An 18,375-nucleotide genomic window follows, 5' to 3' on the forward strand; every position below is an offset into this window, starting at 1 on the left:
GCAGCGCCTACAGCGCGCGGGGCTCGCCTGCTACCCATAGATGGGTGCAGACTTGTGCTTCGGGGGTGTCGCCGGCTTCGAGTGCCGCAACGGTGACCCAGCCTTGCGCGCGCATTTGGGCGCCTTCGGTGGCGGGGGTGCCGAACGGGAGGAAGAGGCGGCGGCGATCGACGGTGGCGACTCGCTCGACGAGTGCATCGGCGAACAGCGAAAAGCCCGTCGCGGCTTCCTCGGCGCCGTTCTCGTGAACGACGGTGTAGGTGCCACCCCGCCCCACTTCACGCGCGCTGCCGTCGGCGAAGAGCGAGAAGCCGAGCCAGCTCTGGTATTCGAAGCCGTGCCGCTCAGTCGGGTCGAGCGTGAGCGCCACGCGCCCGTCGAGCGCCGCGGCAATCCGCGCGAGACCATCGAGGCGCGACGCCAGCGCACCAGTCGTGTCGAAGGCCCGGAGGCGGTCCATCGCTTGGTCGAACGGCCCGGCGGCTTCGATCAGCGGGAGGTAGGCTGGCGCGAGTGCGGCTACGGCGCCTGCATCCTTCGCGTCGAGACGATCGCGCAAGGTGGCAATCTGCTCGGGCGCCACGGGGAGCGGCCCAGCGGCGAGCGTCGACACCAGATCGGGCAGCGTGAAGTCGATCGAGGCGCCGGTGACGTCCGCGGCGGCGATCATGTCGACCGCGACAGCGACGAGTTCCTGGGCTGCGGCAACCGAGTCGAGGCCGATCAGCTCGCACCCGATCTGCCGGGTCTCACGGGCGGGCGCGAGTTGCGAGGCGCGGAGTTTCAGCACGGAACCGGCGTAGCTGAGGCGGACCGGCCGCGGGTGATGACCCATGCGCGTGGCCGCGATCCGCGCTACCTGCGCGGTGATGTCGGGCCGGATCGCGAGCGTGCGCTGCGACACCGGATCGACAAAGCGCACCGCATCGTGGAGTCCACCTGCCTTCAGCCGCATCTCGAGCCCGTCGGCAAATTCGGCGAGCGGTGGATCGACGCGCTCGTAGCCGTGCAGCCGCGCAGCTTCGAGCACGCGAGCTTCTAGCGCCGCGGCCGAATCGGCGAACGGGGGGAGGCGATCTCGGAAACCTTCGGGGAGGAGTGCGGTCACTGCGCATGCTCCGCAGAGAGGGCTGCCGATATGACGCACCAAACCCCGTCCATCCCGGACATGATGTCGGCGTTGCTGAACCGTATCACGCGATATCCCTGTCTTTGCAGCCAATCCGTTCGGCTTTCGTCGCGCGCTTGGTCAACATGCGTATCGCCGTCAACCTCGATGATCAGTTTGGCGTCGCGCGCGGCGAAGTCGGCGATGTAGGCGCCGATGACGAACTGGCGGGTGAATTTGGTGTTGGCGATCTGACGGTCGCGGAGATGGCGCCAGAGCTTAGCCTCGCCGGGGGTGGGCTCGCGCCGCATTCGCTTGGCACGGTCCAAGAGTAGGTCGTCGACCTTCACTGCTCCCTCTCCCCTCCGGGGAGAGGGTCGGGGTGAGGGGCGCCGCAAGCGTTGTCCTCTCCAACTGCCCCTCACCCAACCCTCTCCCCAAGGGGAGAGGGAGTCTTGTCAGAAGTTGAGGCCCATTGCGGTCTTCACGCCTGGCAGCGCGCGGACCTTCGTCAAGAGGTCCGGCGTCACGGCTTCGTCGACCGAGAGGAGAAGCACTGCCTCGCCACCGGCCGAACGCCGCCCGAGATGGAACGTGCCGATATTCACCCCAGCCTCGCCAAGCGCCGTCCCAAGACGACCGATGAACCCAGGCGCATCCTCGTTGACGACGTACAGCATCGGACCCGCCAAATCGGCCTCGATCTTGATCCCGAGCAGCTCGACCAGACGCGGCGCGGAATCGCCGAACAGCGTGCCGGCCACCGATCGCTCGCCATCCTCGGTCTTCACCGAAACGCGGAGCAGCGTGTGGTAGTCCGCCTCGCGCTCGGTGCGGACTTCACGGACTTCCAGGCCACGCTCGCGCGCCAGCACCGGCGCGTTGACCATGTTGACGGTTGCGGTCTGGGTCTGGAGATAGCCGGCGAGCACCGCGCTCACGATCGGCTTAGCGTTCAGCTCAGCCGCAGCGCCCTCGGTATGCACCGAAATCCGCGACACCGCACCAGTGGTCAGCTGGCCGACCAGCGAGCCGAGCTTCTCCGCCAGCGCCATGTACGGCTTCAACTTCGGCGCTTCCTCGGCCGACAGCGACGGCATGTTGAGCGCATTCGTAACGCCGCCCGACATCAGGAAATCGGCCATCTGCTCGGCGACCTGGATCGCGACGTTGACCTGCGCCTCGGTCGTCGACGCACCCAGATGCGGCGTGCTGACGAAGTTCGGCGTGTTGAACAAAGGCGACGCCTTGGCGGGTTCTTCCACGAACACGTCGAGCGCGGCGCCACCGACCTGCCCCGAGTCTAGCGCCGCCTTCAGCGCGACCTCGTCGATCAGGCCGCCGCGGGCGCAGTTGATGATCCGCACGCCCTTCTTGGTCTTGGCGAGCGCCTCGGCCGAGAGGATGTTGCGCGTCTGGTCGGTCAGCGGCGTGTGCAGCGTGATGAAGTCGGCGCGCGCGAGCAGGTCATCGAGCGTGACCTTCTCGACGCCGATCTCGATCGCGCGCTCGGGCGTCAGGAACGGATCGAACGCGACGACCTTCATTTTCAGACCGCGCGCACGGTCGGCGACGATCGAACCGATATTGCCCGCGCCGATCAGGCCGAGCGTCTTCGACGTCAGCTCGACGCCCATGAAACGATTCTTCTCCCACTTGCCGGCCTGCGTGGAAGCGTCAGCTTCCGGGAGTTGCCGGGCAAGCGCGAACATCAGCGCGATCGCGTGCTCGGCGGTGGTGATCGAGTTGCCGAACGGGGTGTTCATCACGACCACGCCCTTTGCCGAGGCGGCGGGGATGTCGACGTTATCGACGCCGATCCCGGCGCGGCCGACGACCTTGAGGTTGGTCGCGTGCTCGAGGATTTCCTTGGTCACCTTGGTCGAGCTGCGGATCGCGAGGCCGTCATACTCGCCGATGATCGCGATCAGTTCGGCGGGCGTCTTGCCGGTGATCTCGTCGACCTCGACGCCGCGCTCGCGGAAAATCTGGGCGGCGCGGGGATCCATTTTGTCGGAGATGAGGACTTTTGGCATGGGATTTCCTTCTTCTCCCTCTCCCCTCCGGAGAGAGGGTCGGGGTGAGGGGTGGTACGGGGAGGTGGCGCTATCGCTCCCTCTCCCCGTCGGGGAGAGGGCTGGGGTGAGGGGCTGTTCCGGGCGGAGCGCTGCGTGGCAGCCCCTCACCCAACCCTCTCCCCGAGGGGGAGAGGACTTTAGATCAGCCGGCCTTGGCGGTCGCGTAGGCCCAGTCGAGCCAGGGGCCGAGCGCTTCGATATCGGCGGTGTCGACGGTCGCGCCGCACCATATCCGCAAGCCCGGAGGCGCGTCGCGGTAACCCGCCACGTCATACGCCGCGCCGGCCTTCTCCAGCGCAGAGGCCATCGCCTTGATCAACGCCTCGTCCGCACCCTCGACCGTGAGGCACACGCTGGTCTTCGACCGCGTCGCCGGATCGATCGCCAGATGACCGAGCCAATCGCGCTCCGCCACGATCTTGTCCAACGCCGCCGCATTCGCATCCGAGCGCTTGATCAGACCATCTTCTCCGAGGGACTTCGCCCATTCGAGGCTGAAGATCGCGTCCTCGACCGCCAGCATCGACGGCGTGTTGATGGTCTCGCCCTTGAACACGCCCTCGGCCAGCTTGCCTTTCGACACGAGGCGGAACACCTTCGGCAACGGCCAGGCGGGGGTGTAGGTCTCCAGACGCTCGACTGCGCGCGGCCCGAGGATCAGCACGCCGTGCGCGCCCTCGCCGCCGAGCACCTTCTGCCACGAGAAGGTCGCGACATCGATCTTCGTCCAGTCGATGTCGTAGGCGAACACGCCGGAGGTCGCATCGGCGAACGAAAGGCCTTCGCGGTCGTCGGGGATCCAGTCCGCGTTGGGGACGCGCACGCCGCTGGTAGTACCGTTCCAGGTGAACAGCACGTCGTTCAACCAGTCGACCGCGTTCAGATCGGGCAGTTGGCCGTAATCGGCGCGCACGACGGTCGGGTCGATCTTGAGCTGCTTCACGGCATCCGTGACCCAGCCTTCGCCGAAGCTTTCCCAGGCGAGCGCCGTCACCGGCTTCGCGCCGAGCATCGTCCACATCGCCATCTCGTACGCGCCGGTGTCGGAGCCGGGGACGATGCCGATGCGGTGCGTATCGGGGAGCTTCAGCAGTTCGCGCATCAGGTCGATGCTGTACTGGAGGCGGGTCTTGCCGATCTTCGAGCGATGCGAGCGACCGAGCGATTCGGTGGCGAGCTTGTCCGCGGACCAACCCGGAGGTTTCGCGCAGGGACCGGAGCTGAAAAAGGGACGTGCCGGCTTGGTGGCAGGCAGTGCAGGCGCACCTGTAGCCGGTGCGTAGGTCGTATCCGTCAATGTATCTCTCCTCACAGAGAGCACGCGCGGCGTTGGGACCGCGTGGCCCGTCGCCGGCCCTAGCGGCGTTCGCCGGGGTGTCAACTCTTCTCCCTGCCGTTCGCCCTGAGCGAAGTCGAAGGGTCCCGTCCCTGCGGCGACCCGTCCCTGCGGCGAGATGCTTCGACTTCGCTCAGGGCGAACGGAGAAAGGGTGACAATCATACCCAAGGCGAGGATTATACGCCCATGTATCGCGTATTTTGTTCCCTTATCGTAACCCTTCTGCTCGCCGCCTGCGGACGCGCCGATCGGCCCACTGCCCCCACCAAGGCCCGCCCCAACCTGTCGGTGCCGAGCAATCGCGAGACCGCGCAATGCCTCGCCGATCTCCGCCAACTCCACGTATCGTTCCAGCTCCTGCCCGACCGTGAGACCGGTCCCGGTTGCGGTCTCGCCGGCACGGTCAAGCTGGTCGACATCGGCGTGCCGGTCGCCAACCTCACCGCGGTCCGCTGCGGCGCCGCGCGCGCGCTGATCGGCTGGACCCGCAACGCGGTCGCGCCGGCGGCGTACCAGATGCTCGGCAGCGAACTGGCGCGAATCGACAGCATGGGGAGCTATTCCTGCCGCAACGTCGTCGGCTCGGCGCGCAACGCGAGCCGGCGGTCGGGGCATGCGATCGCCAACGCGATCGATGTCGGCGGGTTCGTGCTGAAGGACGGGCGGCGTATCACCATGCTCAACGACTGGAATTCGTCCGATCCGCAGGTCCGGCAGTTTCTCCAGACGGTTCGCGCGTCGGCGTGCAAGCGGTTCGGCACGGTGCTGAGCCCGGACTACAACGCCGCGCACCGCAACCACCTCCACCTCGAAGACGATCGCGCTGGCTTTTGCCGCTAGCCCGAACAACTCCGTCATCCTGGGCTTGACCCAGGATCCAGAGCCAAAAGCGTTGCAGTCCGCAACTCTGGATCCCAGCTTTCGCTGGGATGACGGTTGCTTGAATGACAGGACTTTGGGTGACGCAGTCTAGCCCTGCCCTCCCGTTTCCACTAATCGCGCCTGAATGACCGATACACGTATACCGACACGCGTTTTCCCCAACGCCAGCCAGGACGCCGAGACCGCCAAGGACTCCGTTTCCACCCCGCAGACGCAGCACCCGCATTACCGTCTCGCCTTCCAGGACATGGATTTCCTGTTGCGCGAAGACCTGCGGCCGGTGCGGTTCCAGCTCGAATTGCTCAAGACCGAACTCGTCCTCGACGAGGCGAAGATCGGTTCGACCTTCGTGTTCTACGGCTCCGCGCGCATTCCCGAGCCGTCCAAGGCTCAGGCGCTGCTGAAACTCGCGACCGACGAGAAGTCGAAGAAGATCGCCGAGCGGCTGGTCGAGAAGTCGAAATATTACGATGTCGCGCGTGAACTCGCGGCGAAGGTCAGCGTGCTGCCGCGCGACGAGCGTGGCTGGCGGCAGTTCGTGGTCTGCTCAGGGGGCGGTCCATCGATCATGGAAGCGGCGAACCGCGGCGCGGACGACGTCGGTGCCGAGTCGATCGGGCTCAACATCGTCCTCCCGCACGAGCAGGCGCCGAACCCGTATGTCACGCCGTCGCTGTCGGTGCAGTTCCACTATTTCGCGCTGCGCAAGATGCACTTCCTGCTCCACGCCCGCGCGCTCGCCGCGTTTCCGGGCGGGTTCGGGACGTTCGACGAGCTGTTCGAGCTGCTGACGCTGATACAGACCGGCAAGATCCAGCCGATCCCCGTGCTGCTGTTCGGGCGCCAGTTCTGGGAGCGGGTCGTCAATTTCGATGCGCTGGTCGAGGAAGGCGTCGTCAGCGAGAAGGATCTCGGGATCTTCCGCTACGTCGAGACGGCCGACGAGGCCTGGGACGCAGTGCAGTCGTTCTACCGCGAGCGCGCCGAGAAGGAAGCCGCGGAGGGCTGACCTCCTGCTCCCTCTCCCCTTTCCGGGGAGAGGGCTGGGGTGAGGGGCAGTACCGGGCGCTGCACTGCTTGGCAGCCCCTCACCCCGACCCTCTCCCCGGAGGGGAGAGGGAGTCCGTCGCCCTACTTCTCCGAAAGGGCGCCCTTGCGCGCAGCTTCCGGATCCACCGACGGCGCACCCGAAGCCGGCGTACCGGTGTTGGCGATGTCCGCCGTGTCCGCGCCGTTCTCCACCGCAGCCTCGGCCGCGTTCGCGGTTGCGGGCTGGTCCGCACCGGCAGCCGGTGCAGCGCCAGCCGCAGGTGCCGCCGGCAGCGGCAGGTTCGAACCCTGCTGGTTGAGATACAAGATCACGTTCGCGCGATCCTGTGCATTGCCCAGCCCGGCGAACGTCATCTTGGTACCCGGTGCGAATTTGCGCGGCGACGTCAGCCACGCGTTCATCTTGTCGAAGTCCCAGGTTCCCCCGACGCCCGCCAGCGCCGCGGAAAACGCGAACCCGTTCTTGCCCTTGGCGATAGCCTCGCCGATGGTGCCGTACAGGTTCGGCCCGATACCGTTCGCGCCACCCTGGTTGATGGTGTGGCACGCGGCGCACTTTTTGAAGACTTCGGCGCCCTTGGCGGCGTCGGCGGTCGGCAGCAGCGAAGCGATCGGAACCTCGGCAGCGCCGCCCTCCGCGCCCTCGGCCGCGACACCCTCGATCGCATAGCCCATCTTCTCGGGGCGCTCGCCGTGGAAGATCATCCCACCGACGATCGACAGCCCGAGTGCCGCACCACAGCCTGCGAGCACCCAGCCGGCGATCGTATTGGTCCGATTGTCCATCTTGCGCATCCGCCCTGTTCTGTTTGGGACAGCCATAGAAAACGCAGACGCGCACCGCAAGCCGCGCTTGTATGGCGCGCGTCTATGGCGCGCGTGTATGGGGTGGCCGGCACTTCACGCGGCTTGAACAGGCAAGCAGCCCGCCTTAGGCGCTGGAGGCATGGAAAACTTCGCCGCACCCGCCCGCCCGATTGTCGCGAGGATGACCGAGGCCGCCGCCGCCGAGCCGGCGCGCGCCGTCGCGTTCCAGGGCGCACCGGGCGCGAACAGCCATGTCGCTGCGGTCGAGGCGTTCCCGGACGGCCTGCCCCTGCCCTGCTTCGATTTCTCCGATGCGATCGACGCGGTGAAGGACGGCCGCGCCGATTGCGCGATCATTCCAATCGAGAATTCGCTGCATGGCCGCGTCGCGGACATTCATTTCCTTCTGCCCGAATCGGGGCTGGTGATCACCGGCGAACATTTCCTGCCGATCCGCCATGCGCTGATGGGGCCGGGTCCCCGCGACGGTATCCGTCAGGCGATGAGCCACCCGCAGGCACTCGGCCAATGCCGCCATTGGCTGAAGGCGCACGGGATCGAACCGGTGAGCTATCCCGACACCGCAGGGGCTGCGGCGGTGGTGGCGGAGTTGGGCGACCCGGCGATCGCCGCGCTCGCGCCGCCTGCCGCGGCCGGGCTCTATGGGCTGGACCTGCTCGCGACGGATATCGCCGACGCGGACCATAATACGACGCGGTTCGTGGTGCTGGCACGCGGCAGCAAGCCGCCCGCGGCGCAGGAACCGGTCGGGGCCGAGTGGATGACGACGCTGATCTTCGAAGTGCGGAATGTGCCGGCCGCGCTCTACAAGGCGGTAGGCGGCTTCGCGACCAACGGCGTGAACATCACCAAGCTGGAAAGCTACCAACGCAACGGCAGCTTCTCCGCGACGGAATTCTACGCGGACGTGGTCGGAAAGCCGGGCGACGCGAATCTCGACCATGCGCTGGAGGAACTAGGCTTCCATTCCAAATGGCTGCGGGTGCTGGGCACCTACAGCCAAGCGCGCCCGCGGGGCTGACCTTCTTTCTCCCCTCCCTGGAAGGGAGGGGTTGGGGGTGGGTCGGGTTCCGCACATCCCGACCGTTGGGGCTAAAGCTGGCCGACCCACCCCCTGCCCCTCCCTTTCAGGGAGGGGAGCAGGTCAGTTCGCCGCGGGCAACCTCAGCCGCACCAGCAACCCGCCCAGGTCCTCGCTCTCCTCAAGCGCTACCGTCCCCTCATAAATCTCCGCCACGTCACGCACGATCGCGAGCCCCAGCCCGGTCCCCGGCTTCCCCGTATCCAACCGCACGCCGCGATCGAAGATACGCACCCGCTCCTCCTCCGGAATCCCCACGCCGTCGTCCTCGACCAGGAACTCCACGAAGCCCGACTGCGCGCCGACCGTCACGAACACGCTGCCGCCACCATATTTCGCCGCGTTCTCGATCAAATTACCGAGCATCTCATCGAGATCCTGCCGCTCGACATGGACCTGCAACCCGCGCGGCCCGGTCACGTCGATCCGGACATGCCGGTACAGCCGCCCGACCGCCCGCTCGACCGATTCGAGGCTCGGCCAAACGTCAGCGCGACTGTGCGCAGACCCACGCCGCCCGACCGCCCGCGCCCGCGCTAGGTGGTGATCCACCTGCCGCCGCATCGTCCGCGCCTCGCGGATCACCGTGTCGGCGAGATCGTCCGACTGCGCCGTCGCGGCGTTCATGATGACCGTCAGCGGCGTCTTGAGCGCATGCGCGAGGTTCCCTGCATGACGCCGCGCTTCCTCGGCCTGACGCTCGTTATGCTCGATCAGCGCGTTCAGTTCCTCGACCATCGGCGCGACCTCGACCGGCATCGCGCTCGACACGCGGTTCGACTGGCCGGCGCGCATCCGGGCGATCTCCTCGCGGACCCGCCGCAACGGCCAGAGCCCGTAGAAAGTTTGGAGCGCCGCCATCACGATCAACCCCAGCGCGAGCAGCGCGAAGCTGCGCACCAGCGTGCGGCGCAACGTCGTGATCTGCGCGTCGAGGCCGTCGCGGCTCTGCGCGACCTGGAAGCGCCAATGCACCTTCGATCCGGGGATGACCGCGTCACGCTCGACGACGCGCAGCTTCTCGTCCGGAAACTGCGTGCTGTCATAGAAATGCGCGTTGCGGTCGTCATGCGGGCCGCCGAACGCGAGCCGGCGATCCCATAGCGAGCGCGACGGGAAATCCTCCCGCCCCTTGCCCGACACCTGCCAATACAGCCCCGAATACGGCTCGACGAAGCGTTGGTCGGCGGCGGCCTCGCGTGAGAAGATCACCTCGCCATCGGGACCGATCTCGGACGAATTGAGCAGCGACCGCAGCACATATTCGAGCTGGTCGTCGAAATTCCGCGTCACCGCCGCCGACAGCACCCGGTCCAGCGCGAACCCGCCACCGCTGAGCAGCACGACGATCCACACCGCCGCGATCAGGATCATCCGCCGCGACAGCGAACCCTTCACTGCGGCGGGCACGCGAAGTGGCGCCTCCGCGTTGAGGGGAGCAAGGGTCGGCGCGCTGTCCATGACCGGACCGATCAGGCGTCCGGATCTTCGAGGCTATAGCCGAGGCCGCGGATCGTCGTGATCACGTCCTGGCCGAGCTTCTTGCGGATGCGCGTCACGAACACCTCGATCGTGTTCGAATCGCGATCGAAATCCTGGTCGTAGATATGCTCGATCAACTCGGTGCGGCTGACGACCTTGCCCTTGTGATGCAGCAGGTAGCTCAGCAGCTTGTATTCCTGAGCGGTCAGCTTCACCGGCTCGCCGGCGCGCGTGACCTTGCCGCTGCGCGTATCCAGGCGGATGTCGCCCGCGGTCAGCTCGGACGAGGCGTTGCCCGATGCACGACGGATCAGCGCACGCAGACGCGCGATCAGCTCCTCGCTTTGGAACGGCTTGGCGACATAATCGTCCGCGCCTGCATCGAGTCCGGCCACCTTGTCGGACCAGCTGTCGCGTGCGGTCAGCACCAGCACGGGCATCGTCTTGCCCTCCTTGCGCCAGCGATCGAGCACCGTCAGCCCGTCGATCTCCGGCAGGCCGAGATCGAGCACGACCGCGTCGTAATTCTCGGTCGAGCCGAGGAAATGCCCCTCCTCGCCATCGACCGCGAGATCGATCGCATAGCCGGCCCCTTCCAGGGTATTCTTCAATTGCTGGCCGAGATTCGGCTCGTCCTCGACGATCAGAACGCGCATGATAATCCTCTCGATTGGGGTTTTCAGCGACCCGTGCGGCCGACGATCTGGCCGTTGCGGCCATCGACGTCGACCCAGATGACGGTTCCATCGCGCAGGAATTTCAGCGTGTAAATGGCGCTGCCCGAATCATAGTCCGACCCGAGATACTGGGCGCCCCGCATCGTCGGGATCACGCGCGACTCGATCTCCCGCAACGACGGCGCTCCGGTCTTGCGCGCCTGCAACGCCGACATCTGGTCGCTGCGGCGTTGATCCCCGCCCGCCAGCATCGGCGCGGCGCCCATCAGGAACGGCGCAGCAGCCAGGGTCGCCGCCAAGGTCGCAGGGAAAAGCAACATCTTCATGGCCGTGGCATAGCCGCCACGCGTTGAACAGCCTGTGAATGGTGGCGCTCTCACAGTCGCGACACAGTGTAACTTGCCTGCATCACTTCGCCCCCCTACGTGGCGCGGACATGGCAGCACCAATCTTAGCATTCGAAGGCCTCGGACTCGTCCAGGGCTCGGGATGGCTCTTTCGCAACCTCGACATCCACATCGGACCGCGCGACCGGCTCGCGCTGATCGGCCGCAACGGCGCCGGCAAGACGACCTTGCTCAAGCTGCTTGGCGGCAGCGTGATCGCCGACGAGGGGCGCAGGACGATCGTTCCCGGCACCCGCGTCGTGATCCTGGAGCAGGAGCCCGACCTGCGCGGCTTCGCAACATTGCGCGATTACGTGATGGCAGGCGACGATGCGCCGGTGAACTACGAGGCGGATTCGATTGCGGATCAGCTCGGCATCGACCTGTCGCGCGAGGCCGCCTCGGCCTCCGGTGGCGAGCGGCGTCGCGCGGCGATCGTCCGCGCGCTGTCGCAGGATCCCGACGTGCTGCTGCTCGACGAGCCGACCAACCATCTCGACATCGGCGCGATCGAATGGATCGAGGACTGGCTCAAGCGCTTCCGCGGCGCATTCGTCGTCATCAGCCATGACCGCACCTTCCTAACACGTCTCACCAAGCAGACGCTGTGGCTAGATCGCGGCGCGATCCGACGCGCGGAAATCGGTTTCGGCGGGTTCGAGGCATGGACCGAGCAGGTCTATGCCGAGGAACAGCGTCAGGCCGAGAAGCTCGACGCGCGCCTAAAGCTGGAGGAGCATTGGCTGCTCCGCGGTGTCACCGGTCGGCGCAAGCGTAACCAGGGCCGCCTGACCAAGCTGCACGAGATGCGCGCCGAACGCGCCTCGATGATCGGGCCGCAGGGCTCGGCGAACCTCACCACCAGCAGCGACGACACCAAGTCGAAGGTCGTGATCGACGCCAAGAACGTCACCAAGGCTTACGGCGACCGCACGATCATCGGCGACCTGACGCTCCGGGTAACGCGCGGCGACCGCATCGGCATCGTCGGCCGCAACGGCGCGGGCAAGTCGACGCTGTTGAAGCTGCTGACCGGTGAGATCGAACCGGACAGCGGCACGATCAAGCTGGCGAAGACCTTGGACGCAGTCGTGATCGACCAGCAGCGCAGCCTGATGGCGCCCGAGAAGACGGTGCGCGAAGTCGTCGTCGACGGCGGCGAGTGGATCGACGTGCTCGGCGTTCGGAAACACATCCACGGGTATCTGAAGGACTTCCTGTTCGACCCGAACATGGTCGACGCGAAGATCGGCTCGCTGTCCGGCGGCGAGCGGTCACGCCTGTTGCTCGCGCGCGAGTTCGCCAAGCCGTCGAACCTGCTGGTGCTCGACGAGCCGACCAACGATCTCGATCTCGAGACGCTCGACCTGTTGCAGGAAGTGATCGGCGACTATGACGGCACCGTCCTGATCGTCAGCCACGATCGCGACTTCCTCGACCGGACCGTGACGATCACGCTCGGGCTCGACGGCTCGGGAACAGTCGATGTCGTCGCGGGCGGCTACGAGGATTGGGAAAAGCGTCGCGTCTCGACGACCACCGGCAAGCGTGCGTCGAAGAAGGTCTCGGCGACGGCGCCGGCCGCTGCCGCTCCCCGCGCGAAACTGACGTACAAGGACCAGCGCGACTATGAACTGCTACCCAAGCGGATCGAGGAACTCGACGCGCAGATGGCAGCCGACGCGGTCAAGCTCGCCAAACCGGATCTGTATATGCGCGACAATGCGACGTTCGCGAAACTGACGAAGGCGATCGAAACTGCTCGCGCGGAGAAGGAAGCGGCCGAACTACGCTGGCTGGAGCTCGCCGAAATGGTCGAAGGCGCGTCTTGAACTAGATTTAGCTGGACGTTCCTGTCTTTAGTCAATACGGGAACCATCTTGCAATTGCTGCGTTGCGGCAGTTCTGTTTGTTTTACGCGGAGATGTATATGAAGCTCAAGGCCCTTACCGGCGGCGCACTTGCCGTTGCAATGATGACCACCTCGGTTGCAGCGTCGGCTGCTCCTGCCAGCCTGTCGGTTGCGAACGCACGCACCGGTTCGGCAACGTCCGGCAAGAACGAGCTCGCTGGCGGCGGCGGCATCTTCGCAATCCTGATCGCAGCTGGCGTTGCAGCGATCGGCGTTATCGCGATCGTCAAGGACGACAACGACAACGATTCGGACAGCAACTGATGTTGCCGGGCCGGTGCTTCGGCGCCGGCCCACCGTTTTGTTTTCTACAAAGCCTTGCCAGCACGACCGGCTAGATCGACTATATACTGCCACGCGACCCGGCCTGACCGGCTACCTCGACGTGTTGCCCAACCGATGGCCTCGCCCGGTTCGAACTCCAGATCATGTATCGCCGCATAGGCTGCAACGATCGCCAGATACCCCTCCTGATCGAGCGCATGGAAGCCCAAGCTTAGGCCGAAGCGATCCGACAGTGCCAGATGATCGTCCGCCGAATCGCGCGGATTGATCGCGCTTTCCTGCTCTGCGATGTCCCGCGGCGCCAGGTGCCGCCGATTGGCAGTGACCAGCAATCGCACATTGGCAGGTCGCGGCTCCGCCCCGCCTTCCAGCATCGACCGTAGCGCACGTGCCTCGGCCGGAACATCGAATCCCAGATCGTCGACGAATACGACGAACGCCCGATCGACTTGCGTCAGGGCCGCGAACAGCGTCGGCAACCCATCAAGCTCGGTCACCTCGACCAGCGCGATATCGCCGCCCGTCCGCTGCACGTCTGCCACGGCGCTTTTGACGAGGGCCGACTTGCCGGTTCCCCGCGCGCCCCACAGCAGAACGTCCTGCGCGGCATGACCCTCCGCGAGGTGACGCAGATTGGCGATCAGCGACGCCTTCTGCCGATCGACTCCGATCAGCGTATCCAGCGGCAACGGCGCAAAACCACGGGCCGGCTGAAGCACGCCGCCACGCCACACATAGGCAGGATGCGCGCGCGGATCGGCGGCCGGCGGCGGCGGTGGCGACAGGCGCTCGAGTGCGGCGGCGATGCGGTCGAGCGGATCGGTCATGCGCGGCTTCTGACGACACGCCCCCTTGGAGGCAAGGGTTCGAGCGCCAAGACCCGCGTCGTTCAGCCACGCTGGCGGCGGTGCCCCGCGATCGCCGGGTCCCCCGGTGCAAGGCGGACCGCCTTGTCGAGCAGTTGGCGCGCACCGTCGATATGTCCGCTCGCTGCCAAGGCGACGCCGTAGATCGCCCCCAACGCCCTGTCGCGCGCGGCGTGCCCGGACGCGACGATCACCTTGGTATCCGGCTTCATCGCCAGGATATCGCACAAGGTGGCGAACCTTTCGGTGACGGCGTCCGGATCGGGCGGCAGGCCGAGGTCGAGCGTGGCGACCGCGGGCTCATGCGCGCGCACCGCGTCGAGCGCTCGCGCCCGATCGCGCGCGACGACGATCTCATACCCCTCATTTTGCGCGGCGAGCGCCTCGATCCGGGCAGCGCGCATGCCGGCGCCGAGCACGATGATGCGCCGCTTGAACGTCTCGCCCCCCAGCGTCTTGCCGAGCAGCGCGCGAACCGTGACCAGAAGGACCGTCGCGATCACCGTCGCGTACAGAAGGTTCGATCGCCACAGCGCGAGCGGCGGCACGAGGAAGAAGATCAGCGACAGGAAGATCACGCCCAGCGACAGCGCCACCGCCAGCCGCGCGGCGGCAAAGCGCAGCGACAGGAACGACGCGACGCCATACGCCCCGAGACCGCGACCAGCGAGACCTGCAACGCGAGCGCGAACGTCACCAACTGCGCGATCCGGGTATGGATTGGCGCGACGGCCATGCCGATCTGGCGCGCTCGAACGATCCAGCCGATCTCCGCCGACGCGATCAGCAACACCGCGTCGACCAGGCCGAGCAGCAGGACGGCATAGGGTACGTAATGCTTGAAGAGCCGTATCATCGTCCGCTATCCCGACGCGCCAGTGTAAACGCTTCCGACGCCTGGACGTCACGTTTGCAGCAAATCACGAAAAAAGCCTGAAGACGGGATGCCAATCCGATCATTCGGCGATTGGCGTGCGAAATTGCCGCGTTATAGCTCGGCACCAGCAGGAGGCTCCATGACCGTACGTAAGATCGTTCCCGTAATTCTTTCAGGCGGTTCGGGCACGCGCCTCTGGCCGATGTCGCGGCCCGAGATGCCCAAGCAGATGCTAGCTCTCACCGCGGACGAGACGATGTTGCAACTGACCGCGGGCCGCGCGTTCGGCGATCGTTTCGCCGCGCCGATCGTGGTTGCGAATGCGCGTCATGCGGACCTCGTCGAGCAGCAACTGACAGAGGCCGGCGCGACTCCGCAGGCACTGATCCTGGAGCCGATCGGCCGCAACACCGCGCCGGCCATCGCGCTCGCGGCAATCGCCGCGGGCGGCGGCGGCGACGCGCTGCTGGTGATGCCGTCCGATCATGTCATCGGCGACGTCGCCGCCTTCCATGCCGCGATCGAGGCGGCGATGCCGCTCGTCACGCAGGGCTGGCTCGTCACGTTCGGGATCGCGCCGGACGCACCCGAAACCGGCTATGGCTGGATCCAGATCGGCGACGAGCTCCAGCCCGGCGTCAATCGCGTCGCACGGTTCGTCGAGAAGCCCCCGCTCGACAAGGCGCAGTCGATGCTCGCAAGCGGCGATCACGCCTGGAACGGCGGCATCTTCCTGTTCCTCGCCGACGCCTATCTCGAGGCACTCGCGCAGTTCGATCCCGGCATCCTGACCGCCACGCAGGAGGCGATGGACAAGGCCCGTACCGAGGGCGCTCGGATCTACCCCGACGCGGTCGCGTTCGCCGCCTCGCCCGACGAATCGATCGATTACGCGGTCATGGAAAAGGCTGACCGGGTCGCGGTCGTGCCGGTCGCGATGGGCTGGAACGACGTCGGCAGCTGGGATGCGCTCCACGCAATCAGCGAAACCGACAGCGACGGCAACGCGCATCGCAGCCACGGCGACGGCAACGTGCTCGCGATCGATACGAAGAACTGCTTCGTCCGCAGCGATGGCGTCCGCGTATCGCTGGTCGGCGTCGAGGATCTGATCGTGGTCGCCAGCGGCAACGACGTGCTGATCATGCCACGCGGTCGCAGCCAGGAAGTGAAGAAGCTGATCGAGGCCATGAAGACCATTGCGAAGAACGCCGAGAAGGACGCCGCGCCGACGAGCTGATATCGGGGGTGGGGATCGGTTCGGCGATCGGTCCGGCCGCGCGCCGGACCGATCGAACTAGGGTTTCCTGCGAGTCTTCGGCACCTGCGACAGACGAGTCAGCAGCGTCGGGATGTCCTCGGTTATCATCGTATCGGTCGGCGTCTGCCAGGACGAGCGCAGCGTTTCGCCGACGTCGTGCAATCGTGCGCCGGCTCCACGCCTGGATGTCTCGTTTCGCACGTCTACCTCACCTACGCATACACCCGACGGCATCCTTCGGGGGGGTAAGGACACCGCCGGGCTCTCAGGTCAAACCGACGATATCCGCGCTTGTTCCGGCGGTTTCGCCACGCATGACCGTTACGCGCCGGATCCGGCCACGGACGCGCCAAAATTCCGATCGTGGAAGCGCTGGCGGTCCGCGCGACGATCGGCTTAGATGCGCGAAAGTTCACGGGAGAATTCGTCATGGATCGTCGCCAGTTCCTCGCATCGGGAGGCGTCGCCGCGCTCGCCACCACGCTGCTGCCGTCGTCGGCCTTCGCGCAATCGAGCGGCGACACCGCGCTCAACGCGGATTTCGAGCGGATCTTCCAGGCGAGCGTCGCGCGGTCGCCCGAACTCGCGACGTCGCTGGGTCTCGACAAGGGGCCGCTCGCCCGCCTGAAAAGCCAGCTCTCGCCGCGCACCCACGCCAAGCGCGCCCGCGATGTCGCCGAGACGAAGGCGGCGCTCGCCAGCCTCGCGCGCTTTGACGGCGCCGGCCTCTCGCCTGCCGCCAAGCTCAACCTCGAAGTGGTGCGCTATTCGCTCAACACGCAGATCGCTGCGCCCGAGAAGTTCGGCATGGACAGCCCGATCCGCCCCTACCGGATCTTCCAGCAGGGTGGCGCCTATTTCCAGGTGCCCGACTTCCTCAACACCGCGCACACGATCAACGCGACGCCGGATGCCGAGGCATATCTGTCGCGGCTCGACCAGTTCGGCACGGTACTCGATCAGGAAAGCGCGATGCAGCAGGCGGAGGCGGCACGCGGCCTGCTCGCGCCCGGGTGGTCGCTCGACCTGACGCTGGGCCAGATGCGGAAGCTGCGCGGCCAGCCGGCGGCGACGTCGAGCATCGTCCAGTCGCTGGTCAAGCGCGCCGCGGCCAAGGGCCTGACCGGCGACTGGCAGGCGCGCGGCGCGAAGATCGTCGACGACAAGGTCTATCCCGCGCTCGACCGCCAGATCGCGCTGATGGAACGCCTCAAGCCGACCACCAAGCCCGGCGACGGGATCTGGCGCGTGCCGAACGGCGACGCGATCTACGCGATGGCGCTCAACCAGGCGACCACGACGACGATGAGCCCCGACGAGGTCCACCGCATCGGCCTCGCACAAGTCGCCGAGATCACCGCGCAGCTCGACACGATCCTGAAATCGCAAGGGTTGACGACGGGCACGGTCGGCGAGCGGCTGGCCAAGCTGAACGTGATGCCGGACCAGCTCTATGCGAACACCGCTGAGGGTCGCACCGAGCTGATCGCGGGGCTCAACGACAGCGTGAAAGCGATGTATGCGAAGCTGCCCCAGGCGTTCTCGGAGGTGCCGATGCAGCCGCTCGAAATCCGCGCGGTGCCGGTCGAGATCCAGGACGGCGCGTCGAACGGCTATTACAACCGCGCCTCGCTGGATGGCAGCCGCCCGGCGATCTACTTCGTCAATCTGAAGGACGTCGGCGACTGGCCGAAATACACGCTGCCCTCGCTGACCTATCACGAGGGCGTGCCGGGGCATCACCTCCAGATCAGCCTCGCGCAGGAGTCCAAGGACATCCCGACGCTGCGGAAGATCGGCTTCTTCTCGGCCTATTCGGAGGGCTGGGCGCTGTATGCGGAACAGCTTGCCGACGAACTCGGGGCGTATGCCTCACCGCTGGAGCGCGCAGGCTATCTCCAGTCGTTTCTGTTCCGCGCGACGCGCCTCGTGGTCGATACCGGCATCCACGCGAAGCGCTGGAGCCGCGAAAAGGCAACCGACTACATGGTCGCGACGACCGGCTTCGCCCGACCGCGGACGCAGCGCGAGGTGGAGCGCTATTGCACCCAGGCGGGTCAGGCATGCAGCTACAAGGTCGGCCACATGGCCTGGACGCGCGCGCGGGTGAAGGCGAAGGCTGAACTCGGCGACAATTTCGACCTGAAGCAGTTCCACGACATCCTGAAGGAAGGCGCAATGCCGCTGACCATCCTCGAACGCCGCGTCGACGAGCGCATCGCTGCGATGAAGACGAGGAGCTAACCCGAGCGCCCAGATCCTCC

17 protein-coding genes and 1 pseudogene are annotated in these 18,375 nt (G+C 66.3%); 7 read left to right on the forward strand and 11 right to left on the reverse strand.

What is annotated here, in order from left to right; genetic code table 11:
- Positions 1-7: 7 nt before the first annotated feature.
- From QFZ54_RS11120 to QFZ54_RS11135, 4 genes are all read right to left on the reverse strand, one after another.
- Positions 8-1,108, reverse strand: coding sequence for an ATP phosphoribosyltransferase regulatory subunit (locus QFZ54_RS11120; RefSeq protein ID WP_307087062.1), 1,101 nt, complete (start codon positions 1,106-1,108; stop codon positions 8-10).
- Positions 1,105-1,458, reverse strand: a complete 354-nt coding sequence (locus tag QFZ54_RS11125; RefSeq protein ID WP_307087064.1) for an endonuclease domain-containing protein — start codon at positions 1,456-1,458, stop codon at positions 1,105-1,107. The genes QFZ54_RS11120 and QFZ54_RS11125 overlap by 4 nt, the downstream gene beginning before the upstream one ends.
- A gap of 108 nt (positions 1,459-1,566) precedes the next feature.
- Entirely contained in the window at positions 1,567-3,144 is a 1,578-nt protein-coding gene (gene serA, locus QFZ54_RS11130; protein ID WP_307087066.1) for a phosphoglycerate dehydrogenase, read from the reverse strand.
- Between the two features lie 184 nt (positions 3,145-3,328).
- Entirely contained in the window at positions 3,329-4,483 is a 1,155-nt protein-coding gene (locus tag QFZ54_RS11135; RefSeq protein ID WP_307087068.1) for a phosphoserine transaminase, read from the reverse strand.
- Positions 4,484-4,710: 227 nt separating this feature from the next.
- Between QFZ54_RS11135 and QFZ54_RS11140 the strand changes: the two genes are divergently transcribed.
- Together QFZ54_RS11140 and QFZ54_RS11145 are read left to right on the forward strand one after the other, a co-directional pair.
- The gene (locus tag QFZ54_RS11140; protein WP_307087070.1) at positions 4,711-5,364 is read left to right on the forward strand and encodes an extensin family protein; all 654 of its coding nucleotides are present in this window, start codon (positions 4,711-4,713) and stop codon (positions 5,362-5,364) included.
- 166 nt (positions 5,365-5,530) lie between these two features.
- Positions 5,531-6,415, forward strand: coding sequence for an LOG family protein (locus QFZ54_RS11145; RefSeq protein WP_307087072.1), 885 nt, complete (start codon positions 5,531-5,533; stop codon positions 6,413-6,415).
- A 122-nt stretch (positions 6,416-6,537) separates the two neighbouring features.
- On the opposite strand, the gene QFZ54_RS11150 is transcribed toward QFZ54_RS11145, so the two are convergent.
- Entirely contained in the window at positions 6,538-7,242 is a 705-nt protein-coding gene (locus QFZ54_RS11150) for a c-type cytochrome (protein ID WP_307087074.1), read from the reverse strand.
- Between the two features lie 160 nt (positions 7,243-7,402).
- Between QFZ54_RS11150 and QFZ54_RS11155 the strand changes: the two genes are divergently transcribed.
- Positions 7,403-8,305 carry a prephenate dehydratase gene (locus QFZ54_RS11155; protein ID WP_307087076.1) on the forward strand — a complete coding sequence of 301 codons (903 nt, stop codon included), beginning with the start codon at positions 7,403-7,405 and terminating at the stop codon, positions 8,303-8,305.
- Between the two features lie 123 nt (positions 8,306-8,428).
- Here the strand turns inward: QFZ54_RS11155 and QFZ54_RS11160 are convergent, their stop codons facing one another.
- From QFZ54_RS11160 to QFZ54_RS11170, 3 genes are all read right to left on the reverse strand, one after another.
- Positions 8,429-9,739 carry a sensor histidine kinase gene (locus tag QFZ54_RS11160; RefSeq protein WP_307089397.1) on the reverse strand — a complete coding sequence of 437 codons (1,311 nt, stop codon included), beginning with the start codon at positions 9,737-9,739 and terminating at the stop codon, positions 8,429-8,431.
- 98 nt (positions 9,740-9,837) lie between these two features.
- Entirely contained in the window at positions 9,838-10,503 is a 666-nt protein-coding gene (locus tag QFZ54_RS11165; RefSeq protein ID WP_056061146.1) for a response regulator transcription factor, read from the reverse strand.
- A gap of 23 nt (positions 10,504-10,526) precedes the next feature.
- Positions 10,527-10,850, reverse strand: a complete 324-nt coding sequence (locus tag QFZ54_RS11170; RefSeq protein WP_307087083.1) for a hypothetical protein — start codon at positions 10,848-10,850, stop codon at positions 10,527-10,529.
- 110 nt (positions 10,851-10,960) lie between these two features.
- On the opposite strand from QFZ54_RS11170, the gene QFZ54_RS11175 reads away from it, so the two are divergent.
- Together QFZ54_RS11175 and QFZ54_RS11180 are read left to right on the forward strand one after the other, a co-directional pair.
- The gene (locus QFZ54_RS11175) at positions 10,961-12,742 is read left to right on the forward strand and encodes an ABC-F family ATP-binding cassette domain-containing protein (protein WP_307087085.1); all 1,782 of its coding nucleotides are present in this window, start codon (positions 10,961-10,963) and stop codon (positions 12,740-12,742) included.
- Positions 12,743-12,840: 98 nt separating this feature from the next.
- Complete coding sequence (locus tag QFZ54_RS11180) at positions 12,841-13,086, forward strand: hypothetical protein (RefSeq protein WP_307087086.1); 246 nt, start codon at positions 12,841-12,843, stop codon at positions 13,084-13,086.
- 44 nt (positions 13,087-13,130) lie between these two features.
- Here QFZ54_RS11180 and QFZ54_RS11185 read toward each other — a convergent pair whose 3' ends face one another.
- The 3 genes and pseudogenes from QFZ54_RS11185 to QFZ54_RS11195 all read right to left on the reverse strand — a co-directional run bounded on the left by QFZ54_RS11185 (position 13,131) and on the right by QFZ54_RS11195 (position 14,829).
- Positions 13,131-13,934 (reverse strand): DUF815 domain-containing protein, encoded by an 804-nt coding sequence (locus QFZ54_RS11185; RefSeq protein WP_307087088.1) that lies wholly within the window; start codon positions 13,932-13,934, stop codon positions 13,131-13,133.
- A 182-nt stretch (positions 13,935-14,116) separates the two neighbouring features.
- Positions 14,117-14,338: pseudogene (locus QFZ54_RS11190) on the reverse strand (AAA family ATPase); the annotation flags it as partial.
- 209 nt (positions 14,339-14,547) lie between these two features.
- Positions 14,548-14,829: a hypothetical protein gene (locus QFZ54_RS11195; protein WP_307087090.1), complete on the reverse strand. Its 282-nt coding sequence runs from the start codon at positions 14,827-14,829 to the stop codon at positions 14,548-14,550.
- A 160-nt stretch (positions 14,830-14,989) separates the two neighbouring features.
- On the opposite strand from QFZ54_RS11195, the gene QFZ54_RS11200 reads away from it, so the two are divergent.
- Both QFZ54_RS11200 and QFZ54_RS11205 read left to right on the forward strand, forming a co-directional pair.
- Positions 14,990-16,090, forward strand: a complete 1,101-nt coding sequence (locus tag QFZ54_RS11200) for a mannose-1-phosphate guanylyltransferase/mannose-6-phosphate isomerase (RefSeq protein WP_307087093.1) — start codon at positions 14,990-14,992, stop codon at positions 16,088-16,090.
- A 450-nt stretch (positions 16,091-16,540) separates the two neighbouring features.
- Complete coding sequence (locus QFZ54_RS11205; protein ID WP_307087096.1) at positions 16,541-18,355, forward strand: DUF885 domain-containing protein; 1,815 nt, start codon at positions 16,541-16,543, stop codon at positions 18,353-18,355.
- Positions 18,356-18,375: the final 20 nt, after the last annotated feature.

The organism is Sphingomonas faeni (genome assembly GCF_030817315.1).
Taxonomy (GTDB): Bacteria; Pseudomonadota; Alphaproteobacteria; order Sphingomonadales; family Sphingomonadaceae; genus Sphingomonas; species Sphingomonas faeni_C.